The 15,329-nt window shown below is 66.1% G+C and carries 15 protein-coding genes and 1 tRNA gene; 9 read left to right on the top strand and 7 right to left on the bottom strand.

Annotated elements, in window-relative coordinates:
* Positions 1 to 4 precede the first annotated feature (4 nt).
* Positions 5 to 826, bottom strand: a complete 822-nt coding sequence (gloB, locus tag ASD71_RS13120) for a hydroxyacylglutathione hydrolase (RefSeq protein WP_056564295.1) — start codon at positions 824 to 826, stop codon at positions 5 to 7.
* Positions 827 to 845: 19 nt separating this feature from the next.
* Here gloB and ASD71_RS13115 point away from each other — a divergent pair, with 19 nt between their 5' ends.
* The 7 genes from ASD71_RS13115 to ASD71_RS28220 all read left to right on the top strand — a co-directional run bounded on the left by ASD71_RS13115 (position 846) and on the right by ASD71_RS28220 (position 7,952).
* Positions 846 to 1,625, top strand: coding sequence for a class I SAM-dependent methyltransferase (locus ASD71_RS13115; protein WP_056566875.1), 780 nt, complete (start codon positions 846 to 848; stop codon positions 1,623 to 1,625).
* A gap of 50 nt (positions 1,626 to 1,675) precedes the next feature.
* A complete protein-coding gene (gene rnhA / locus ASD71_RS13110; protein ID WP_056564292.1) occupies positions 1,676 to 2,137 on the top strand; it encodes a ribonuclease HI in 462 nt (153 codons plus the stop codon).
* A 199-nt stretch (positions 2,138 to 2,336) separates the two neighbouring features.
* Positions 2,337 to 3,419: an efflux RND transporter periplasmic adaptor subunit gene (locus ASD71_RS13105; protein WP_056564289.1), complete on the top strand. Its 1,083-nt coding sequence runs from the start codon at positions 2,337 to 2,339 to the stop codon at positions 3,417 to 3,419.
* Between the two features lie 30 nt (positions 3,420 to 3,449).
* Complete coding sequence (locus ASD71_RS13100) at positions 3,450 to 6,548, top strand: efflux RND transporter permease subunit (protein ID WP_056564286.1); 3,099 nt, start codon at positions 3,450 to 3,452, stop codon at positions 6,546 to 6,548.
* A gap of 72 nt (positions 6,549 to 6,620) precedes the next feature.
* On the top strand, positions 6,621 to 7,346 hold the full coding sequence (dnaQ, locus tag ASD71_RS13095) for a DNA polymerase III subunit epsilon (protein ID WP_056564283.1): 726 nt from the start codon (positions 6,621 to 6,623) through the stop codon (positions 7,344 to 7,346).
* A gap of 61 nt (positions 7,347 to 7,407) precedes the next feature.
* Positions 7,408 to 7,482: transfer RNA gene (locus ASD71_RS13090), tRNA-Val, on the top strand.
* A 302-nt stretch (positions 7,483 to 7,784) separates the two neighbouring features.
* Positions 7,785 to 7,952 (top strand): hypothetical protein, encoded by a 168-nt coding sequence (locus ASD71_RS28220; RefSeq protein ID WP_175125403.1) that lies wholly within the window; start codon positions 7,785 to 7,787, stop codon positions 7,950 to 7,952.
* A gap of 35 nt (positions 7,953 to 7,987) precedes the next feature.
* On the opposite strand, the gene ASD71_RS13085 is transcribed toward ASD71_RS28220, so the two are convergent.
* The 5 genes from ASD71_RS13085 to ASD71_RS13065 all read right to left on the bottom strand — a co-directional run bounded on the left by ASD71_RS13085 (position 7,988) and on the right by ASD71_RS13065 (position 12,161).
* Positions 7,988 to 8,455: a YaiI/YqxD family protein gene (locus ASD71_RS13085; protein ID WP_056564282.1), complete on the bottom strand. Its 468-nt coding sequence runs from the start codon at positions 8,453 to 8,455 to the stop codon at positions 7,988 to 7,990.
* 5 nt (positions 8,456 to 8,460) lie between these two features.
* Positions 8,461 to 8,727 carry a hypothetical protein gene (locus tag ASD71_RS13080; protein WP_056564281.1) on the bottom strand — a complete coding sequence of 89 codons (267 nt, stop codon included), beginning with the start codon at positions 8,725 to 8,727 and terminating at the stop codon, positions 8,461 to 8,463.
* 42 nt (positions 8,728 to 8,769) lie between these two features.
* A complete protein-coding gene (locus ASD71_RS13075) occupies positions 8,770 to 10,266 on the bottom strand; it encodes a TAXI family TRAP transporter solute-binding subunit (protein ID WP_056564279.1) in 1,497 nt (498 codons plus the stop codon).
* A 2-nt stretch (positions 10,267 to 10,268) separates the two neighbouring features.
* Complete coding sequence (gltS, locus tag ASD71_RS13070; RefSeq protein WP_056564275.1) at positions 10,269 to 11,477, bottom strand: sodium/glutamate symporter; 1,209 nt, start codon at positions 11,475 to 11,477, stop codon at positions 10,269 to 10,271.
* A 156-nt stretch (positions 11,478 to 11,633) separates the two neighbouring features.
* Complete coding sequence (locus tag ASD71_RS13065) at positions 11,634 to 12,161, bottom strand: GNAT family N-acetyltransferase (RefSeq protein WP_056564273.1); 528 nt, start codon at positions 12,159 to 12,161, stop codon at positions 11,634 to 11,636.
* A gap of 151 nt (positions 12,162 to 12,312) precedes the next feature.
* Here ASD71_RS13065 and ASD71_RS13060 point away from each other — a divergent pair, with 151 nt between their 5' ends.
* Complete coding sequence (locus tag ASD71_RS13060; protein ID WP_056564271.1) at positions 12,313 to 13,359, top strand: glycosyltransferase family 2 protein; 1,047 nt, start codon at positions 12,313 to 12,315, stop codon at positions 13,357 to 13,359.
* 2 nt (positions 13,360 to 13,361) lie between these two features.
* Positions 13,362 to 14,951 carry a glycosyltransferase family 39 protein gene (locus ASD71_RS13055; protein WP_056566872.1) on the top strand — a complete coding sequence of 530 codons (1,590 nt, stop codon included), beginning with the start codon at positions 13,362 to 13,364 and terminating at the stop codon, positions 14,949 to 14,951.
* On the opposite strand, the gene ASD71_RS13050 is transcribed toward ASD71_RS13055, so the two are convergent.
* Positions 14,905 to 15,300, bottom strand: a complete 396-nt coding sequence (locus tag ASD71_RS13050; protein WP_082578887.1) for a GtrA family protein — start codon at positions 15,298 to 15,300, stop codon at positions 14,905 to 14,907. The two genes, ASD71_RS13055 and ASD71_RS13050, sit on opposite strands and share 47 nt — an antisense overlap.
* Between the last annotated feature and the right edge of the window lie 29 nt (positions 15,301 to 15,329).

Raw genomic sequence — 15,329 nt, 5'->3', positions numbered from 1 at the left:
GTGGTCACTTGAAGTCGTTCTTCCATTCGCGAAGGGAGGCAAAAACCTCTACCGGCGTATTCTGGTGGCGTCCGGCCCAGCCTGCGGCGGCCTGAACGACGTCGGGCTGCTGCGTGCGCAAGAACGGATTGGTCGCGCGTTCCTGACCGATGGTCGAAGGAAGCGTGGGGTGACCATCCGCGCGTAATTGCTGGGCCCGCAGGTGCCACGTTTGCAGGTCGCGGTTGGCCGGTTCGACGGCCGATGCCCAGCGAAGGTTCGCTAGAGTGTACTCGTGTGCGCAAAAAACTTTTGTATCCGGGGGTAAAGCGGAAAATTTTTCCAAGGAATCAAACATTTGCGCTGGAGTGCCCTCGAAAAGCCGGCCACAGCCGCCCGCGAAAAGCGTGTCGCCACAGAACAGTGCGTGCTCGACGCCAGCCGCGCGGCCGGCATAGGCGATGTGCCCGGCGGTGTGCCCCGGGACGTCCAGCACGGTGAGGTCCACGTCCAGTTCCGGCAGCGTCACGCGGTCGCCTTCGGCCAGACGGACGTCGCAACGCGGCAGCTTTTCGCGCGCCGGACCATATACGGTGATGCCCTCGATGCGGGACAATTCGAGCACGCCGCCCACATGGTCGCCGTGGTGGTGCGTGAGTAGAATGGCGCGCAGCTTCAAGCCTTGCTGATCCAGAAACTGCAATACGGGTCCGGCTTCGCCGGGGTCCACGACAGCCGCCTGGCCGTCGCGGACGATCGCCCAGATGTAGTTGTCGGAAAAGGCTGGCAAAGGCAAGACCGCGGCGTTGCGTTCGCGGCCGCCTGCGGGGGCGGTCAAGGCTTGCATGGGATTCGAAGGAAAAAACGTGGCAGAAGAAACTCCGCCGATTGTAGAACTGGCCGAATGGTTCCAGACGCCGCCGGGCCAGTACGTGCTGGCGTGGGAGCGGGCCCAGTTCGACGCGGCCGTCGCGGATGTCTTCGGATATTACGCCTGGCAGGTCGGCCTTGCCGACCTGAACCTGTTGCGGGCGAACCGCATGCCGTTCAAGGGCTATGTGGGCACCGAGACCCCTACACCGGAAAACATGCCCGGCTGGCAGTCGCGCGTGGTCGTCGCGCAGCCCGAGGCCCTGCCATTCGAATCCCAAAGCGTCGACCTCCTGATCCTGCCGCACGCCTTCGAACTGACCCCCGAGCCCCACAACGTGCTGCGCGAAGTCGAGCGCGTGCTGGTGCCGGAGGGCCGCGTCGTCATTTCCGGGTTCAATCCCTGGAGCATGTGGGGCGCGCGCACCCGCATGCCCGGCATGGAGCCCTGGCTGCCGCAGCCGCCGTCGTCCCAGGTATCGCTGGTGCGGCTCAAGGACTGGTTCAAGCTGCTGTCGCTGGAGGTCGATGAAAGCCAGTTCGGCTGCTACGCGCCGGCCTGCCGCAGCGAAAAATGGCTCCAGCGCTGGAGCTTCCTGGAGTCCGCCGGCGCCCGCTGGTGGAGCCTGGGCGGCGCGGTTTACATGGTGTCGGCGGTCAAGCGCGTGACCGGCATGCGTATCATCGGGCCTGCCTGGAAGACCAAACCCAAGCGCGCACGCGCGGCCTCGGTGGTGGTCAACCGCCAGGCGGACGACGGCTTCGACCCCTCCTGAACGGCCGGGCCGGCCTCACTTTGCAAGAACAAGGACACGCACGCAGCACCATGCAGGACACCAAAGCGAACGATCAGAAAGTGGAAATGTGGACCGACGGCGCCTGCAAGGGCAATCCAGGTCCTGGCGGCTGGGGCGTGCTCATGCGTGCCGGCGCGCACGAAAAGACGCTGCATGGCGGCGAACTCCAGACCACCAACAACCGGATGGAGCTGCTGGCGGTCATCGAAGGCCTGCGCGCGCTCAAGCGCCCGTGCGTCGTCACCATCCACACCGACTCGCAATATGTCATGAAGGGCATGACCGAGTGGCTGGTCAACTGGAAACGGCGCGGATGGATCACCGCCGAGAAAAAGCCCGTCAAGAATGCCGAGCTCTGGCAGGCGCTGGACGAACAGGTGCAGCGCCACCAGGTCTCGTGGCGCTGGGTGCGCGGCCACGCGGGGGACCCGGGCAACGAGCGCGCGGACCAGCTTGCCAACATGGGCGTCGAGGTCGCCCGTCGCGCCTGAACCGGATCGGTCGCCCCGTCGGGCATCGGGATATACCCTCAAATCGGCCCACTAGGGCAGATTTAGTTCTTTCATCGCGCTTCAGGATTGTTCCAGTATGTAAATCCGGGTGCTAAAGTGCCAACCCTTCCTCCAGTTCCTGCGGCGACGTCCGAGTGGGGCATGCCCGGTCCGCGCCGCAACACCGCCACTTTCGCGCATGAAAAAAGCTGTACTGCTGGCCGCCGTCGCGGCAGGGTTGGCCGCGGGGGCCGCGCTCGGCGTGTTTGTGCCGCGCTGGCTGGCGCCGTCCGCCACTCCCGTCCCGGTCAACGCCAAACCTCAAACCGCGCCCGCCGCGCCGTCCCGCGTCGCCGTGGCCGCCGTCCAGGAAATTCCCTTTGCGCGTGGCCTGTCGGCCGTGGGCAGCCTGCGGTCCGATGAATCCGTCGTCCTACGCCCGGAAGTTGCCGGGCGCATCCAGGCCATTGACTTCAAGGAAGGGCAGCCCGTCAAGCAGGGCCAGTTGCTCATCCGCCTGGACGACTCGGTGCCGCGCGCTGAACTCGCGCAGGCGCGCGCGAACCTGACGCTGGCGCAAAGCCATTACCGACGCGCCGTCGAGCTGCAGGGCAAAGGCTTCGTCAGCCAGCAGGCCCGCGACGAGTCGGCCAGCACGCTGAAGGTGCAGGAGGCCGCCGTGGCGCTGGCCCAGGCCCGGCTCGACAAGATGACGATCACCGCGCCGTTCGCGGGCATCGTCGGCCTGCGCAGCGTGTCGGTGGGCGACTACGTGAATCAGGGCCAGGACCTGGCGCCGCTCGAGGCGATCGATCCGCTCAAGGTGGATTTCCGCGTGCCCGAGATGTACTTGAGCAAGGTGCGGGTCGGCCAGCAACTGACGCTGCGCCTGGACGCGTTGCCCGGCCAGGAGCGCCGAGGGCTCGTGTACGCGGTAAGCCCGCTGGTCGACGCGGGCGGACGGTCCATCCTGCTGCGCGCCACCGTCGCCAACCAGGACGGCGTGCTGCGGCCCGGCATGTTCGCCCGCGTGCAACTGCTGTTCAACCAGGACAAGGCGCTGGTCGCGCCGGAAGCCGCGCTATCGCCGTCGGGCGAAACGCAGTACGTTTACCGAGTCGAGAACGGCGTGGCGCACCGGCGCGAAGTCACCATCGGCGAGCGCCGCGAGGGCCGTGTCGAGATCCTGACCGGCGTCGCCCTGAACGACCAGCTGGTGGTCTCGGGCCTGCAGCGCGTGACCGATGGCGCGCCCGTGACCATTGTGGGCAACGGCCAATAGCCGGCCCCTTACCCTTTCAGCGATAGCACCATGCGTATCTCGGAAACCTGTATCAAGCGCCCGGTGTTCGCGTCGGTCCTGTCGCTGATCATCGTGCTGATCGGCCTGATCTCGTATTCGCGCCTGACGGTGCGCGAATACCCCAAGATCGACGAACCCATCGTGTCGGTCGACACCACGTACAAGGGCGCCTCGCCCGAGGTGATCGAATCGCAGGTGACCAAGCCGCTGGAAGACCAGTTGGCCGGCATCGAAGGCGTGAACGTGATGACTTCGCGCAGCCGGTCCGAGCGCAGCCAGATCAACATCAAGTTCAACCTGACGCGCGACCCGGACGCCGCGGCGGCCGAAGTCCGCGACAAGGTCTCGCGCGCGCGGCGCTTTCTGCCGGACGAGATCGACGAGCCCATCATCGGCAAGGTCGAGGCGGATTCCCAGCCCATCATCTACATCGCGGTGGAATCCGGATCGTTCTCGGCCATCCAGACGTCCGATTACATCAACCGCTACATCAAGACCCGCCTGTCGGTGCTGCCGGGGGCGGCGGAGGTGCGCGTCTTTGGCGAGCGGCTGCCGTCCATGCGCATCTACGTCGACCGCGACAAGCTGGCCGCCTACGGCCTGACGGTGCAGGACGTCGAAGCCGCGCTGCGCAGCCAGAACGTGGAGATTCCGGCCGGGCGCATCGAATCGCGTGCGCGGGAATTCTCGGTGGTGTCCGCGACCGATCTGCAGACTCCGGCCCAGTTTGAGGACGTGATCGTCGCCAACGTGAAGGGCTATCCGGTGCGGATGCGCGACGTGGCCAAGGTCGAGATCGCCGCCGCCAATGACCGCATCCTGTCCCGCTTCAATGGCAAGCCCGCCATAAACATCGGCGTCACCCGGCAGTCCACGGCCAACCCATTGGAACTGTCCAAGGCGGCCCGCCAGGAAGTCGCCCGGCTGAACGAGACGCTGCCCGCCGGCATGAAGCTGAACATCGCGTACGACTCGTCGGTGTTCATCGAGCGGTCCATCGATTCCGTGTTCCACACCATCGTTGAAGCCATCGTGCTGGTGGTGCTGGTGATCTTCTTCTTCCTGCGCAACCTGCGCGCCAGCATCATTCCCATCGTCACCATCCCGGTGTCGCTGGTGGGCGCATGCGCGCTGATGTACCTGTTCGGCTTTTCCATCAACACGCTGACGCTGCTGGCCATGGTGCTGGCGATCGGCCTGGTGGTGGACGACGCGATCGTGGTCCTGGAGAACATCTACCGGCACATCGAGGACGGCATGCCGCGCAAGGAAGCGGCATTGCGGGGGTCGAAGGAAATCGGCTTCGCGGTGGTCGCCATGACCATGACGCTCGTCACCGTGTATGCGCCGCTGGCGTTCGCCACGGGGCGCACGGGCCGGCTGTTCATTGAATTCGCGCTGGCGCTGGCCGGCGCGGTGCTGGTGTCGGGCTTCGTGGCGCTGACGCTCACACCCATGATGTGTTCCGTGCTGCTGCGGCACGAGACCAGCCATAGCCGCTGGTACAACCTGATCGAAGGCTGGCTGAACGGCATGAGCAACGGCTATCGCCGCCTGCTGGGCGCGTCGCTGCGGCACCGCTGGATCGTCGTGGTGATCGGGCTGGCCGTGGCTGCGGGCAGCGGTGTGCTGTTCAAGGTGGTCAAGAGCGAGTTGGCGCCGGTCGAGGACCGGGGCGTGGTGTTCGGCATCGTGAACTCGCCCGAGGGCGCTACGCTGAACTACACGCTGGACAGCATGCTGGGCATCGAGAAGTTCTATGCCGACATCCCCGAAGCCAGCGGCAGCCAGGTCACGGTGGGCTTTCCGACGGTCACGGACGGCACCGCGATCCTGCGCCTGAAGCCCTGGGAAGAACGCGAGCGCAAGCAGCAGGCCATCACGCAGCAATTGCAGCCGCAGTTCGCGTCGTTGCCGGGCGTGCGCGCCTTCCCGACCAATCCGCCGTCGCTGGGCCAATCGGCCCGGTCCAAGCCGGTGGAATTCATCATCATGAGCCAGGCCTCGTACGAAGAGCTGTCGAGGCTGACCGAGATTTTCCTGACCGAGCTGCGCAAGTATCCGGGCCTGCTGAACCTGGACACCGACCTGCGCCTGAACACGCCGGAGCTGCGCGTGCGCGTAGACCGCGACAAGATGGCCGACGTGGGCGCCAACGTGGACGTCGTGGGCCGCACGCTGGAGTCCATGCTGGGCGGCCGCCAGGTCACCCGCTACAAGGACGAAGGCGAGCAGTACGACGTGATCGTGCAGGTGACGCCGCGCGACCGCGCCAATCCCACCGACATCTCGGGCATCTATGTGCGTGCGCGTGACGGCAGCATGGTCCAGTTGGACAACCTGCTGGGCGTGCACGAAGGCGTGTCGCCGCAGTCGCTCAACCACTTCAACCGTCTGCGTGCCGTGAAGATCGATGCGGCCGTCGCACCGGGCTACGCGCTGGGCGAAGTGCTTGAGCACATGCACCAGGTGGCGCGCGAGGTCCTGCCCAACACGATCATCACCGACCTGGACGGCCAGTCGCGGGAGTTCCGCGACTCGTCGGGCAGCATCTATCTGGTCTTTGCGATGGCGCTGGCGTTCATTTATCTGGTGCTGGCCGCGCAGTTCGAAAGCTGGCGCAATCCGTTCATCATCATGCTGTCGGTGCCGCTGTCCATGACGGGCGCATTGCTGGCGCTCTGGCTGACGGGCGGCACGCTGTCCATCTACAGCCAGATCGGGCTCATCACGTTGGTCGGCCTGATCACCAAGCACGGCATCCTGATCGTGGAATTCACGAACCAGTTGCGCGACGAGGGCAGGGAACTGTTCGAGGCCGTGATCGAAGCCAGCGTGCTGCGCCTGCGGCCCATTCTGATGACGACGGGCGCCATGGTGCTGGGCACCGTCCCTCTGGCGCTGTCCACGGGCGCGGGGGCGGAATCGCGCCAGCAGATCGGCTGGGTTCTGGTCGGCGGGCTGTTGCTGGGTACACTACTGACCTTGTTCGTCGTGCCGGTGGCCTATACGCTGATTGCCACCGCACGCAAGAAGCCAGGCAAGTCCGGCAGCGAAGCGCACCAACCGCACACACCGCCGGCCTCGCAGCCCCAAACTTCGGAATAGACCCGTCGGAATAAACCTTTCGGAATCGACCCGTTGGAATAGAAGCGTCGGACTAGACGCGTCGGAATCGTTATGCGCCAGATCATCTTTGACACAGAAACCACCGGACTGGACCCTGCACAGGGTCATCGCATCGTCGAAATCGGCTGCGTGGAGCTCGTCAACCGGATGGCGACGGGCAACAACCTGCACATCTACCTGAATCCGGACCGCGACAGCGATCCCGAGGCGCTGGCGGTGCACGGGCTGACCACCGAGTTCCTGTCGGACAAGCCGCGCTTTTCAGAGGTCGCGGACGAATTCGTCAAGTTCATCCAGGGCGCCGAGCTGATCGCGCACAACGCCGCGTTCGACGTGAAGTTCTTCAATGCCGAACTCGCGAAGACGGGCCGCGGTCCCATCACCGAGTTCTGCGAGACCGTCACCGACTCGCTGATGCATGCCCGGTCGATGTTCCCCGGCAAGCGCAATTCACTGGACGCGCTGTGCGACCGCTTCGGCATCTCGAATGCGCATCGCACGCTGCACGGCGCATTGCTCGACTCGCAGCTCCTGGCCGAAGTCTGGCTGGCGATGACGCGCGGCCAGGACGCGCTGCTGATCGACGTGGACGACAACGCGGGTACCGGCAGCGACGGCCTGGTGCTGGCCAAGTTTGACGCCTCGGGGCTGCCGGTGCTGTACGCCAGCGCCGAAGAACTGGCCGAGCACGAGGCTTACGTGGCCGCGCTGGACAAGAGCGTCGGCGGCGAGAGCATCTGGCGCAAGCTCGATGCGCCGGTTGCGGCGGCCGCCTGAAAGTTATTCAGGGGCGACTTGCGCACGTTTAAATTTTCGTGCTATTATTTCGCCTCTTTCGGGGTGGTTAGCTCAGTGGTAGAGCACTGCCTTCACACGGCAGGGGTCACTGGTTCGAACCCAGTACTACCCACCAAAGACCTTCTCAGGCTTAACAGCCTTCGAAGTGCCCCAAAAGACAAGGCTTGGGTCGCGGAAGTAATGCAGCAGTAATTCAGCGATATCGGTTTTGTTTTTCGGGCAGTAAGTAGCCAGGCAACACTAGTCAGGCAACACGCAAAAAGCCAACCTTCATCGGTTGGCTTTTTTGTTTTCGATTCATTACTCTTCTTCTGATCTGCCGCAACCTGGCTGCTGCCGGTTGCGACGAGCCGTGTTGCACGCCTGCCTATCATCGATAAATCGGCGAATCACTGCCGAGCAAAACAGGAGAAGGCCATGGGTCCGCATACCAACACCATGCTCATCATCATCTGCACCGGCGTGGCGCTCATGTTGATCGGCTTCGGGTTTCGTGACCGCAATCTCGGCATGACCCTGATGGGCCTGGGCCTTGTCACCGCGATCGGCGCGATCATCTACAAGGCATATATCACCTTCTACTGACGCTGATAACTGACCGCGGGCCCTGCCGGCGGTTTCTAGCTTTTCTGCGCCTGCTGGCGGGCCACCCGCGCGAGCAGGGTGTCGAGCTGGTTCGCGAACGCCTTGCGGTCGGACTGGCTGAACGACGACGGACCGCCCGTGTCCACGCCGCTGGCGCGCAGTTCTTCCATCATGTCCCGCATCGCCAGCCGTTCGCGGATGGTTTCCGGCGAATAGCGTTCGCCGCGGGGATTGAGCGCCTGTGCGCCTTTTTCCAGCACCTGCGCGGCCAGCGGAATGTCGCCGGTGATGACCAGGTCGCCCTTTTCCGCCCGCTCCACGATGTGCGCGTCGGCCACGTCAAAGCCGCGCGGCACCTGCACGGCCCGGATCAGCGGCGACGGCGGCGTGTAGAGCCCCTGGTTGGCCACCAGCGTCAGAGGCACCTGCCAGCGCTGCGCGGCGCGGAACAGGATGTCCTTGATGACGGCGGGACAGGCGTCCGCGTCGACCCAGATGTGCATCGCGCTTATGCGCCCAGCGCTTTCTCAAGCGCCTCGGCCACGAGGTCGTTGGTCGACACGCCGCGTTCGGCGGCGGCGGCGCGCAGCTTGTCGGCCTGCGCCTGCGACAGCTTCAGCGGGAAGGGCACCAGGCCGGCGGCCTGATCCAGCTTGCGCTGCTCGCGGCGGTCGGGCACTTGGGACGAGGCGCCAAAGCGGTCGGGCGTCGCCGATTGCTTGAGTTGGCCGGCCAGCTTGAGGGCCTGGTTCTTTTGAAGATCGAATTTGTTCATCGGAATTCCTGATAGGGAGCGCCATCATAGACGCAACGCGCCTCAGCGCGGTTTGGCAAGCTCCAGTTGGGCAATGCCTTCCTCGGCGCCGTCGTGCAGCGGCACGCTCAGGCCGAGCCGGGCGGTGGCCGCCGACACCTGCGAGCCCTGCGTCGAACCGGCTGCCAGCAGGTCCTGGCCGGCCTGGTAGACCGCGCGCACCACGACAAGCGCTTCGTCGCGCGTGAGGTCGGTGGTGGTCAGCATCAGGGCCGCCACGCCCACGGAGGGGATGCGTTCCTGCTGATTGGGATAGGTGCCGGCTGCGATGTCCAGCGGCATCAGCACGCTGTCGCCGGACGTGAGAGTCTTGATCGCCTCGGCATCGAGCGGCAGCAGTTTGAGCTGCGCGGGAATCAGCGCGTCGCGCAGCGGCGTGGCAGGCACCCCGATCACCTGGGCGGCGGCATCGACCGCCCTGGACTGGAGCAGCGGCAGGGCGGCAACGAACGGCGTATCCGACACCTTGTAATCGCGCCCGGCCTGCAGACCGTGCGCCGCCAGCACGGTTTGCAGCGTGGCGCGCACGGCCGACCCTTCGGGACCCAGCGCGATCGTCTTGCCCTTGAGGTCCCGCACACCGCGAATCGCGGGATCGTCGCGCACGACGATATGGACCATTTCCGGGTACAGGCTGCCCAGCGCGCGCAGGCCGGGAAACGGCCCTTGTCCCGCGAAGGGACCCGTGCCCTCGTAGGCCATCCGCGCGGTATCGGCCTGCGCCAGGGCCACCACGGCGTCGCCGCCACGCAGCAAGGCGATGTTGTCGGCCCCGCCTCCGGTGATAAGCGGCGACACCCGGATCTGGCGCGCGCGCGCCACATCGCCCAGCGCGCGGGCAAAGGCCAGGTACTCGCCGCGGTCCGGGCCGCCGGCCAGCGGGTAACCCTGCTGCAACCGGGACAGCCGGCCGTTGATGCGCGCGACCGAGCGTTCCAGTTCCTGCTGGACGACGTGCTGGGCCGTGCTGGACGCGCTGTAGGTTACCGAGTGGGTGATCTGGTCTAGCGTGTCGAGTAGCTGGCGCGTAACGGGCGGCGGCGCGCCAGTATCCAGCGAGGGCGCCTCGGCCGCCTTGAATCCCGCGGGCGTCACCAGCTTCCAGGCGCCGTCGTCTTCGCGGTAAATGGCGCTGGCATGGGCAATGATGCGGTCGCCGGCCTTGTTGCCTCCGGACTTCACGCCGCTGATGCTGCGCGGACCGGCGCCCAGCAGCGTCACCAGCGACGCCGCGCCGGGTTGGTCCCACGCGCCCAGCGAAATGTCGCGGGTCAGTTCCAGGTCGACGTCGTAATACACGACGCGCCGGGTTTCGCCGGCCGGGGCGGTGCTGTCCGTGGCCGATCCCATGCGCTTGAGATCTGCGATGCGGAACAGATCCTGCCCATACGTGGCGTTCAGGCTGCGCGTGACGTCCGCGCGCAGGGCGTCGGCATCGGGCGCGCGGCCGCATGCGGCCAGCATCGCGCACAGCAGGACGATCAAGAATCTTTTGAACATGGCTACATCCCTCCCACGAACGGCAAGGAGATCAGCGAGCTCAGGACGATCACGTTCAGGATGTCCACCAGGAAAGCGCCGGTGACGGGCACCACGATGAACGCTTCCGGCGCCGGGCCATGGCGGCGCGTGAGCGCCTGCATGTTGGCGATGGCGGTGGCGGTGGCGCCCAGCGCAAAGCCGCAGAACGCGGCGGACATGATGGCGGCCTCGTAGTCGCGCTTGAGCAGCCGGAACACCACCCAGGAGGCATACAGCGCGCAGACCAGCGTCTGCACCGCCAGCATCAGCGCGAGCGGACCGGCCAGGCGCGCGACGCTGGACAGGTCCAGCGTCATCATCGTCATGCCCAGGAACAACGACAGGGAAATCGTGCCGATGATGTCGGTTGCGCGATCATCCAGCCGGATGCCCACCAGCGGGCCGGCATTGCGGATGAGCACGCCGGTGGCAAGGCACCACAGGAAGTTGGGCAGGCTGACCGGGGCATCTTCCACCAGCGCCGCCAGGAGGCCCCCGACGACCAGGCAGACGAACGCGGCGGTCATGGACAGGATGAACGATCCGGCCGTGGGCGGCTGGTGATCGTCGTTCAGGTCGACGGCCTGGTGGCCTTCGGCCGCGGTGTGGTCGAGGCTGCCCGACACCTTGTGGCGGCGCATGATCCATTCCGCCACGGGGCCGCCCACCACGCCGCCCAGCACCAGTCCCAGCGTCGCCGCCGTCATGGCCAGCGGCATCACGTCCTGAATGTTGTTGAAGTCGGCAAAGCGCGTCGCATAGGCCGCGCCGGTGCCGTGACCGCCCACCAGCGTGATCGTGCCGCCGAGCAGGCCCATGAGCGGGTGCATATCCAGCAACCACGCCATGCCCAACCCCACGGCGTTCTGCAGGACCAGAAACGGGATCAGCGCAAGCAGAAAGGCGATAAGGCGCGGGCCGCCGCGCGCCAGCAGCTTCAGGTTGGCGGTCAGCCCGATGCAGCCGAAGAACAGCAGCAGCAGCGTCGGCTTGATGCTGGTCTCGAGCGAGACAGCAACGCCGCCCCACGTCGACAGCAGGTAGGCCACCACCGCGAACAGTAGCCCGCCCACGATGGGATCCGGAATGCTGTACCGCGCCAGGACGCCGATGCGCGTGGTCATGACTCGTCCGATGACGAGCACGAGGCAGCAGGCGAGTAGGGATTGGACGGGCGAAAGGGAGATCATATGAACCTTCGCGCCCCGCCGGGGCGCAGCAAGACAAGCTGTTCAAACCCGCTGTTCAAGCCCGCTGTTCAGGCCACTTGCCGCCGCATCGCTTGCGGACTGCGAAGCTATCTTACGTCCAGCCCCGTGCGCGTGTACACGGGGAGGGGGGCGCCGTCAGGGGCGCAACGGGCGTGCCGCCGGGAAGGGAAAGGCGCGCGACATGTAACTGGCGCCCTCGCCGTAGCCAGACAGTTTTTCGGCCAGGCCGGGCGCCTGCGGGGCAAGCGGCGCATAGCCATGACGCATCCAATAGCCTGCCGCCGATGCCAGAGACACCAGGCTGGCGCATGTCAGACCGTTGTCCATGGCGCTTGCTGCGGCGGCGCCCACCAGTGCCTGGCCTACGCCCATGCCCTGCGCCGCCGGCACGACCGCGCAGTCATGCAGAAACCAGTGGTCGGCCCGCGCCGGCAGCGCGGAGAGCGGCACATCCAGGGCGGGAGGCAGGCCCGCATCCCACGGATAGGAAATCAGATAGCCCAGCAGGGCGCCAGAAGCCATTGGCGAGTCCGGTTGGGCGACCCAGCAGTACCGCGGCGCAAGCGCGAGGCGGTTCAGGAAAAAGCTGGCGCCTTCCAGCAGGAACTGCGGATAGGCGAGGGTCTGGGCCTGGAGGATCGCGTCCACATCGCTGGCCAGCATGGGACGGACTTGGTATTGCATGGCAACCCCGAAGATTGGAGGTGGCCGCCATTTTAGCGGCCGGGCCCGCGCCGGCATTTCATGAAAATTCGACGAGGCCCTGCGCATACTGCACCGCATCGTGTCCCGCATGCCGCCTTTTCAGAACCTTATGCACATCCAGTTCCGGTCCGATCCGCCAGCACCGCAAGTGCTGGCCAAATCTCTGCCACTGAGGTCCGTGTGGCCGCCGCAGGCGGCCGACGTGCCGTATGACATCCGGGTCACCTGCGTGATTCCGTGCCTGAACGAATGCGAGAACCTGCGGGTGCTGCTCCCGCTGCTGCGCAACCGGCTCTCCGCGCTGTGCACAAGCTGGGAGATCATCGTGGCCGACGACGGCAGCACGGATGGCACCGACGCGCTGATGGCGGAATGGACCGAGCACGAGGGCTTCCGCCACGTGCAGTTGTCCCGCAATTTCGGCAAGGAAGCCGCGCTGAGCGCGGGCCTGGAAGCCGCCAGCGGCAACGTGGTCGTCTGCCTGGATGCCGACCTGCAGCATCCGCCCGCCTTGATCGAGCTGATGCTGGCGCGATGGTCCGCCGGGGCCGAGATGGTGTACGCCGTGCGGCGTGATCGCGCCGATGAATCCTGGCTCAAGCGTTCGGGTGCGCGCTGGTTCTACCAACTGCTTAGCAACGCCCGCGGCGTGCAGGTGCCGGCGCATGCAGGCGACTTCCGGCTGATGGACCGCAGCGTGGTCGACGCACTGATCGCGCTGCCTGAGCGCACGCGCTTCATGAAGGGCTTGTATGCCTGGGTCGGGTTCAAGGGCGAGGCCGTGCCCTACACGCCGGACGAGCGCATGCACGGGACCAGCACCTACAGCGGGATGCGCCTCTTTCGGCTGGCGCTGGACGGCCTGACCGCGTTCACGACGTGGCCGCTGCGCATGGTCAGCCTGGTGGGGGTGGTGTTTGCCGTGCTGGCGCTGGCCTATGCCGCGTTCCTCGTGGGCAGCTACCTGATGTCCGGCAACGCCGTCTCCGGGTGGACGACCATCGTAACGGCGGTGCTGTTCTTTGCTGGCGTCAATCTGATTTCGCTGGGCGTGGTGGGCGAATACGTGGCCAGAATCTTCGACGAGGTGAAAGGCCGGCCGCTGTTCGTCGTGCGGCGCAGCCGCGGCCGTCCCGCAGGTAAGGCGCAGGGCTGATGATGGCGGACCCCATCAAACCGGCGCGCTCCGAATGGACCCCGCCGGCAGGACGATTTCTGCTGGCCGTCGGCATCTGGCTGGCCTGGCTGGCGTGGATACGTCCGCTGACCCTGCCCGACGAGGGGCGCTATGCCGGGGTGGCATGGGACATGCTGCGCAGCGGCTCGCATGCCGTGCCGCTGCTGGATGGCATGCCGTACTTTCACAAGCCGCCGCTGTTCTACTGGCTGACCGAGCTGTCGTTCACGGTGTTCGGCGCGCACCCGTGGGCGGCGCGGGTGCCGTCCTGGCTGGCCGCTTGGGCTGCCGCCGCCGGGTTGTACGCCTTCGTGCGCCGCCATCGCGACCCGTTTGCCGCCACGCTGTCCGTGCTGGCGCTTTGCACCATGCCATTCTTCTATGGCGGCGCGCAGTTCGCCAACCTGGACATGCTTGTCGCGGGGCTCATCACGCTGTGCGTGCTGGCCGCCGCCGAAGGTGTGCTACGCGTTGAACACGGCGAGGGGGCGCGCGGGATGGTCGTGGGTGCCGCGGCGCTGGCCGCGCTGGCGGTGTTGGCCAAGGGGCTGATCGGCCTGGTGCTGCCGGGCGCCATCCTGCTGCTCTGGCTGGTCTGGGAGCGGCGCTGGCGCGGACTGGTGGCGCTGGTCTGGCCGCCGGCGCTGCTGGTGTTCGTGGCGATCGCCGCGCCGTGGTTCGTGCTGATGCAACTGCGGTATCCCGGTTTTTACGACTACTTCTTCGTCTATCAGCATTTCCAGCGCTTCGCCGCCGCCGGCTTCAATAATGCCCAGCCATTCTGGTTCTATCTGCCGGTCCTGGCCGGCCTGAGCCTGCCGTGGTCGCTGTGGGGCGGCGGCATCCTGCGCCGCGCATTTTGGGCCGAGGGGCCAGCGCGCAGCCTGCGGCGTCTGGCGGCGGTGTGGTTCGCCGTGGTGGTGGTGTTCTTTTCGTTGCCGCATTCCAAGCTGATTGGCTATGTGCTGCCGGCGCTGGCGCCGCTCGCCTTTTTGCTGTCCGAGGTCATTCTGGCGGCGTGGCGCACCGACACGGGCGGGATAACGCCGCGCCTGGTGCGCATCAGCGCTGCCGTCGCAGCCGGAATCTGCGTCATCGCCGTGGGCATTGCGGCGTTCAATGTCCGGGGCAGCGCCGCGCCGCTGGCCAAGGTGGTGCGGCAGGAGGCGCGCCCGGACGACACCTTTGTCTCGCTGCACGCCTACCCTTTCGATCTGGCGCTATACGCACGGGCGCCGCGGCCCACGTGGGTCGTGGACGACTGGCTCAATCCGGAAGTGCCGGTGCGCGATAACTGGCGCAAGGAACTGTACGACGCCGCGAAGTTCGATCCGGTCACCGGCGCGCAGGTGCTGGTCAGCGCCGACCAATTCAATGCGCGGCTGTGCGCGGCGCCGGACGGCGCGCGGTTCTGGGTGTGGGGTAACCATGGCGACGGCGCGGTCTACTCGCCGATGCACGGGGTCAAGCCGATCGCCACCAGCGCTCGGCATGCAATGTGGCTGTTGCAGGCGGATGCGGCGCTTAAGGAACGGCTTTGTGCCGGAACGCCCACAGCCGGCTCGCGATGAACGTTGCGAACGCCAGGCCGATGAGGATCAGTGCCAGCAGTATGTCGTACGGCACGTTGGTGGCGTGCAACAGCCAGGCGTAGGCCGATTCGTTGATCAAAAAACCGATCGCTGAAATGAAAAGGAAACGACGGGCCGCTACGGTCCAGGGTATGGGCGAATGTCGGAACGTGAGCCGGTAATGGCCGCTGAAGGACACCACGAAGGCGATCATCCAGCCGATCAGGTTGGCCGCCAGCGGCGGTGCGCCGAACGCTTCGACGCAGCCCACGGCAACGGCCCAATGCGTTGCCGCGGCGGCGCAACCGACGGCGACGAAAAAGGTGATTTGCCGGATGAGGGCGCGCATGTGGGATGTGGCGGACAGAAAGACGGAGA

The organism is Achromobacter sp. Root565 (genome assembly GCF_001427425.1).
GTDB classification, from domain to species: domain Bacteria; phylum Pseudomonadota; class Gammaproteobacteria; order Burkholderiales; family Burkholderiaceae_B; genus Achromobacter; species Achromobacter spanius_D.
This window is presented reverse-complemented; position numbering and strand designations above follow the sequence as displayed.

Excerpts from the sequence above, each read along its gene's own strand:
- gloB (WP_056564295.1), bottom strand. The coding sequence starts at position 826 with ATGCAAGCCTTGACCGCCCCCGCAGGCGGCCGCGAACGCAACGCCGCG.
- rnhA (WP_056564292.1), top strand. The coding sequence starts at position 1,676 with ATGCAGGACACCAAAGCGAACGATCAGAAAGTGGAAATGTGGACCGAC.
- ASD71_RS13105 (WP_056564289.1), top strand. The coding sequence starts at position 2,337 with ATGAAAAAAGCTGTACTGCTGGCCGCCGTCGCGGCAGGGTTGGCCGCG.
- ASD71_RS13100 (WP_056564286.1), top strand. The coding sequence starts at position 3,450 with ATGCGTATCTCGGAAACCTGTATCAAGCGCCCGGTGTTCGCGTCGGTC.
- dnaQ (WP_056564283.1), top strand. The coding sequence starts at position 6,621 with ATGCGCCAGATCATCTTTGACACAGAAACCACCGGACTGGACCCTGCA.
- ASD71_RS28220 (WP_175125403.1), top strand. The coding sequence starts at position 7,785 with ATGGGTCCGCATACCAACACCATGCTCATCATCATCTGCACCGGCGTG.
- ASD71_RS13085 (WP_056564282.1), bottom strand. The coding sequence starts at position 8,455 with ATGCACATCTGGGTCGACGCGGACGCCTGTCCCGCCGTCATCAAGGAC.
- ASD71_RS13080 (WP_056564281.1), bottom strand. The coding sequence starts at position 8,727 with ATGAACAAATTCGATCTTCAAAAGAACCAGGCCCTCAAGCTGGCCGGC.
- ASD71_RS13075 (WP_056564279.1), bottom strand. The coding sequence starts at position 10,266 with ATGTTCAAAAGATTCTTGATCGTCCTGCTGTGCGCGATGCTGGCCGCA.
- gltS (WP_056564275.1), bottom strand. The coding sequence starts at position 11,477 with ATGATCTCCCTTTCGCCCGTCCAATCCCTACTCGCCTGCTGCCTCGTG.
- ASD71_RS13065 (WP_056564273.1), bottom strand. The coding sequence starts at position 12,161 with ATGCTGGCCAGCGATGTGGACGCGATCCTCCAGGCCCAGACCCTCGCC.
- ASD71_RS13060 (WP_056564271.1), top strand. The coding sequence starts at position 12,313 with ATGCACATCCAGTTCCGGTCCGATCCGCCAGCACCGCAAGTGCTGGCC.
- ASD71_RS13055 (WP_056566872.1), top strand. The coding sequence starts at position 13,362 with ATGGCGGACCCCATCAAACCGGCGCGCTCCGAATGGACCCCGCCGGCA.
- ASD71_RS13050 (WP_082578887.1), bottom strand. The coding sequence starts at position 15,300 with ATGCGCGCCCTCATCCGGCAAATCACCTTTTTCGTCGCCGTCGGTTGC.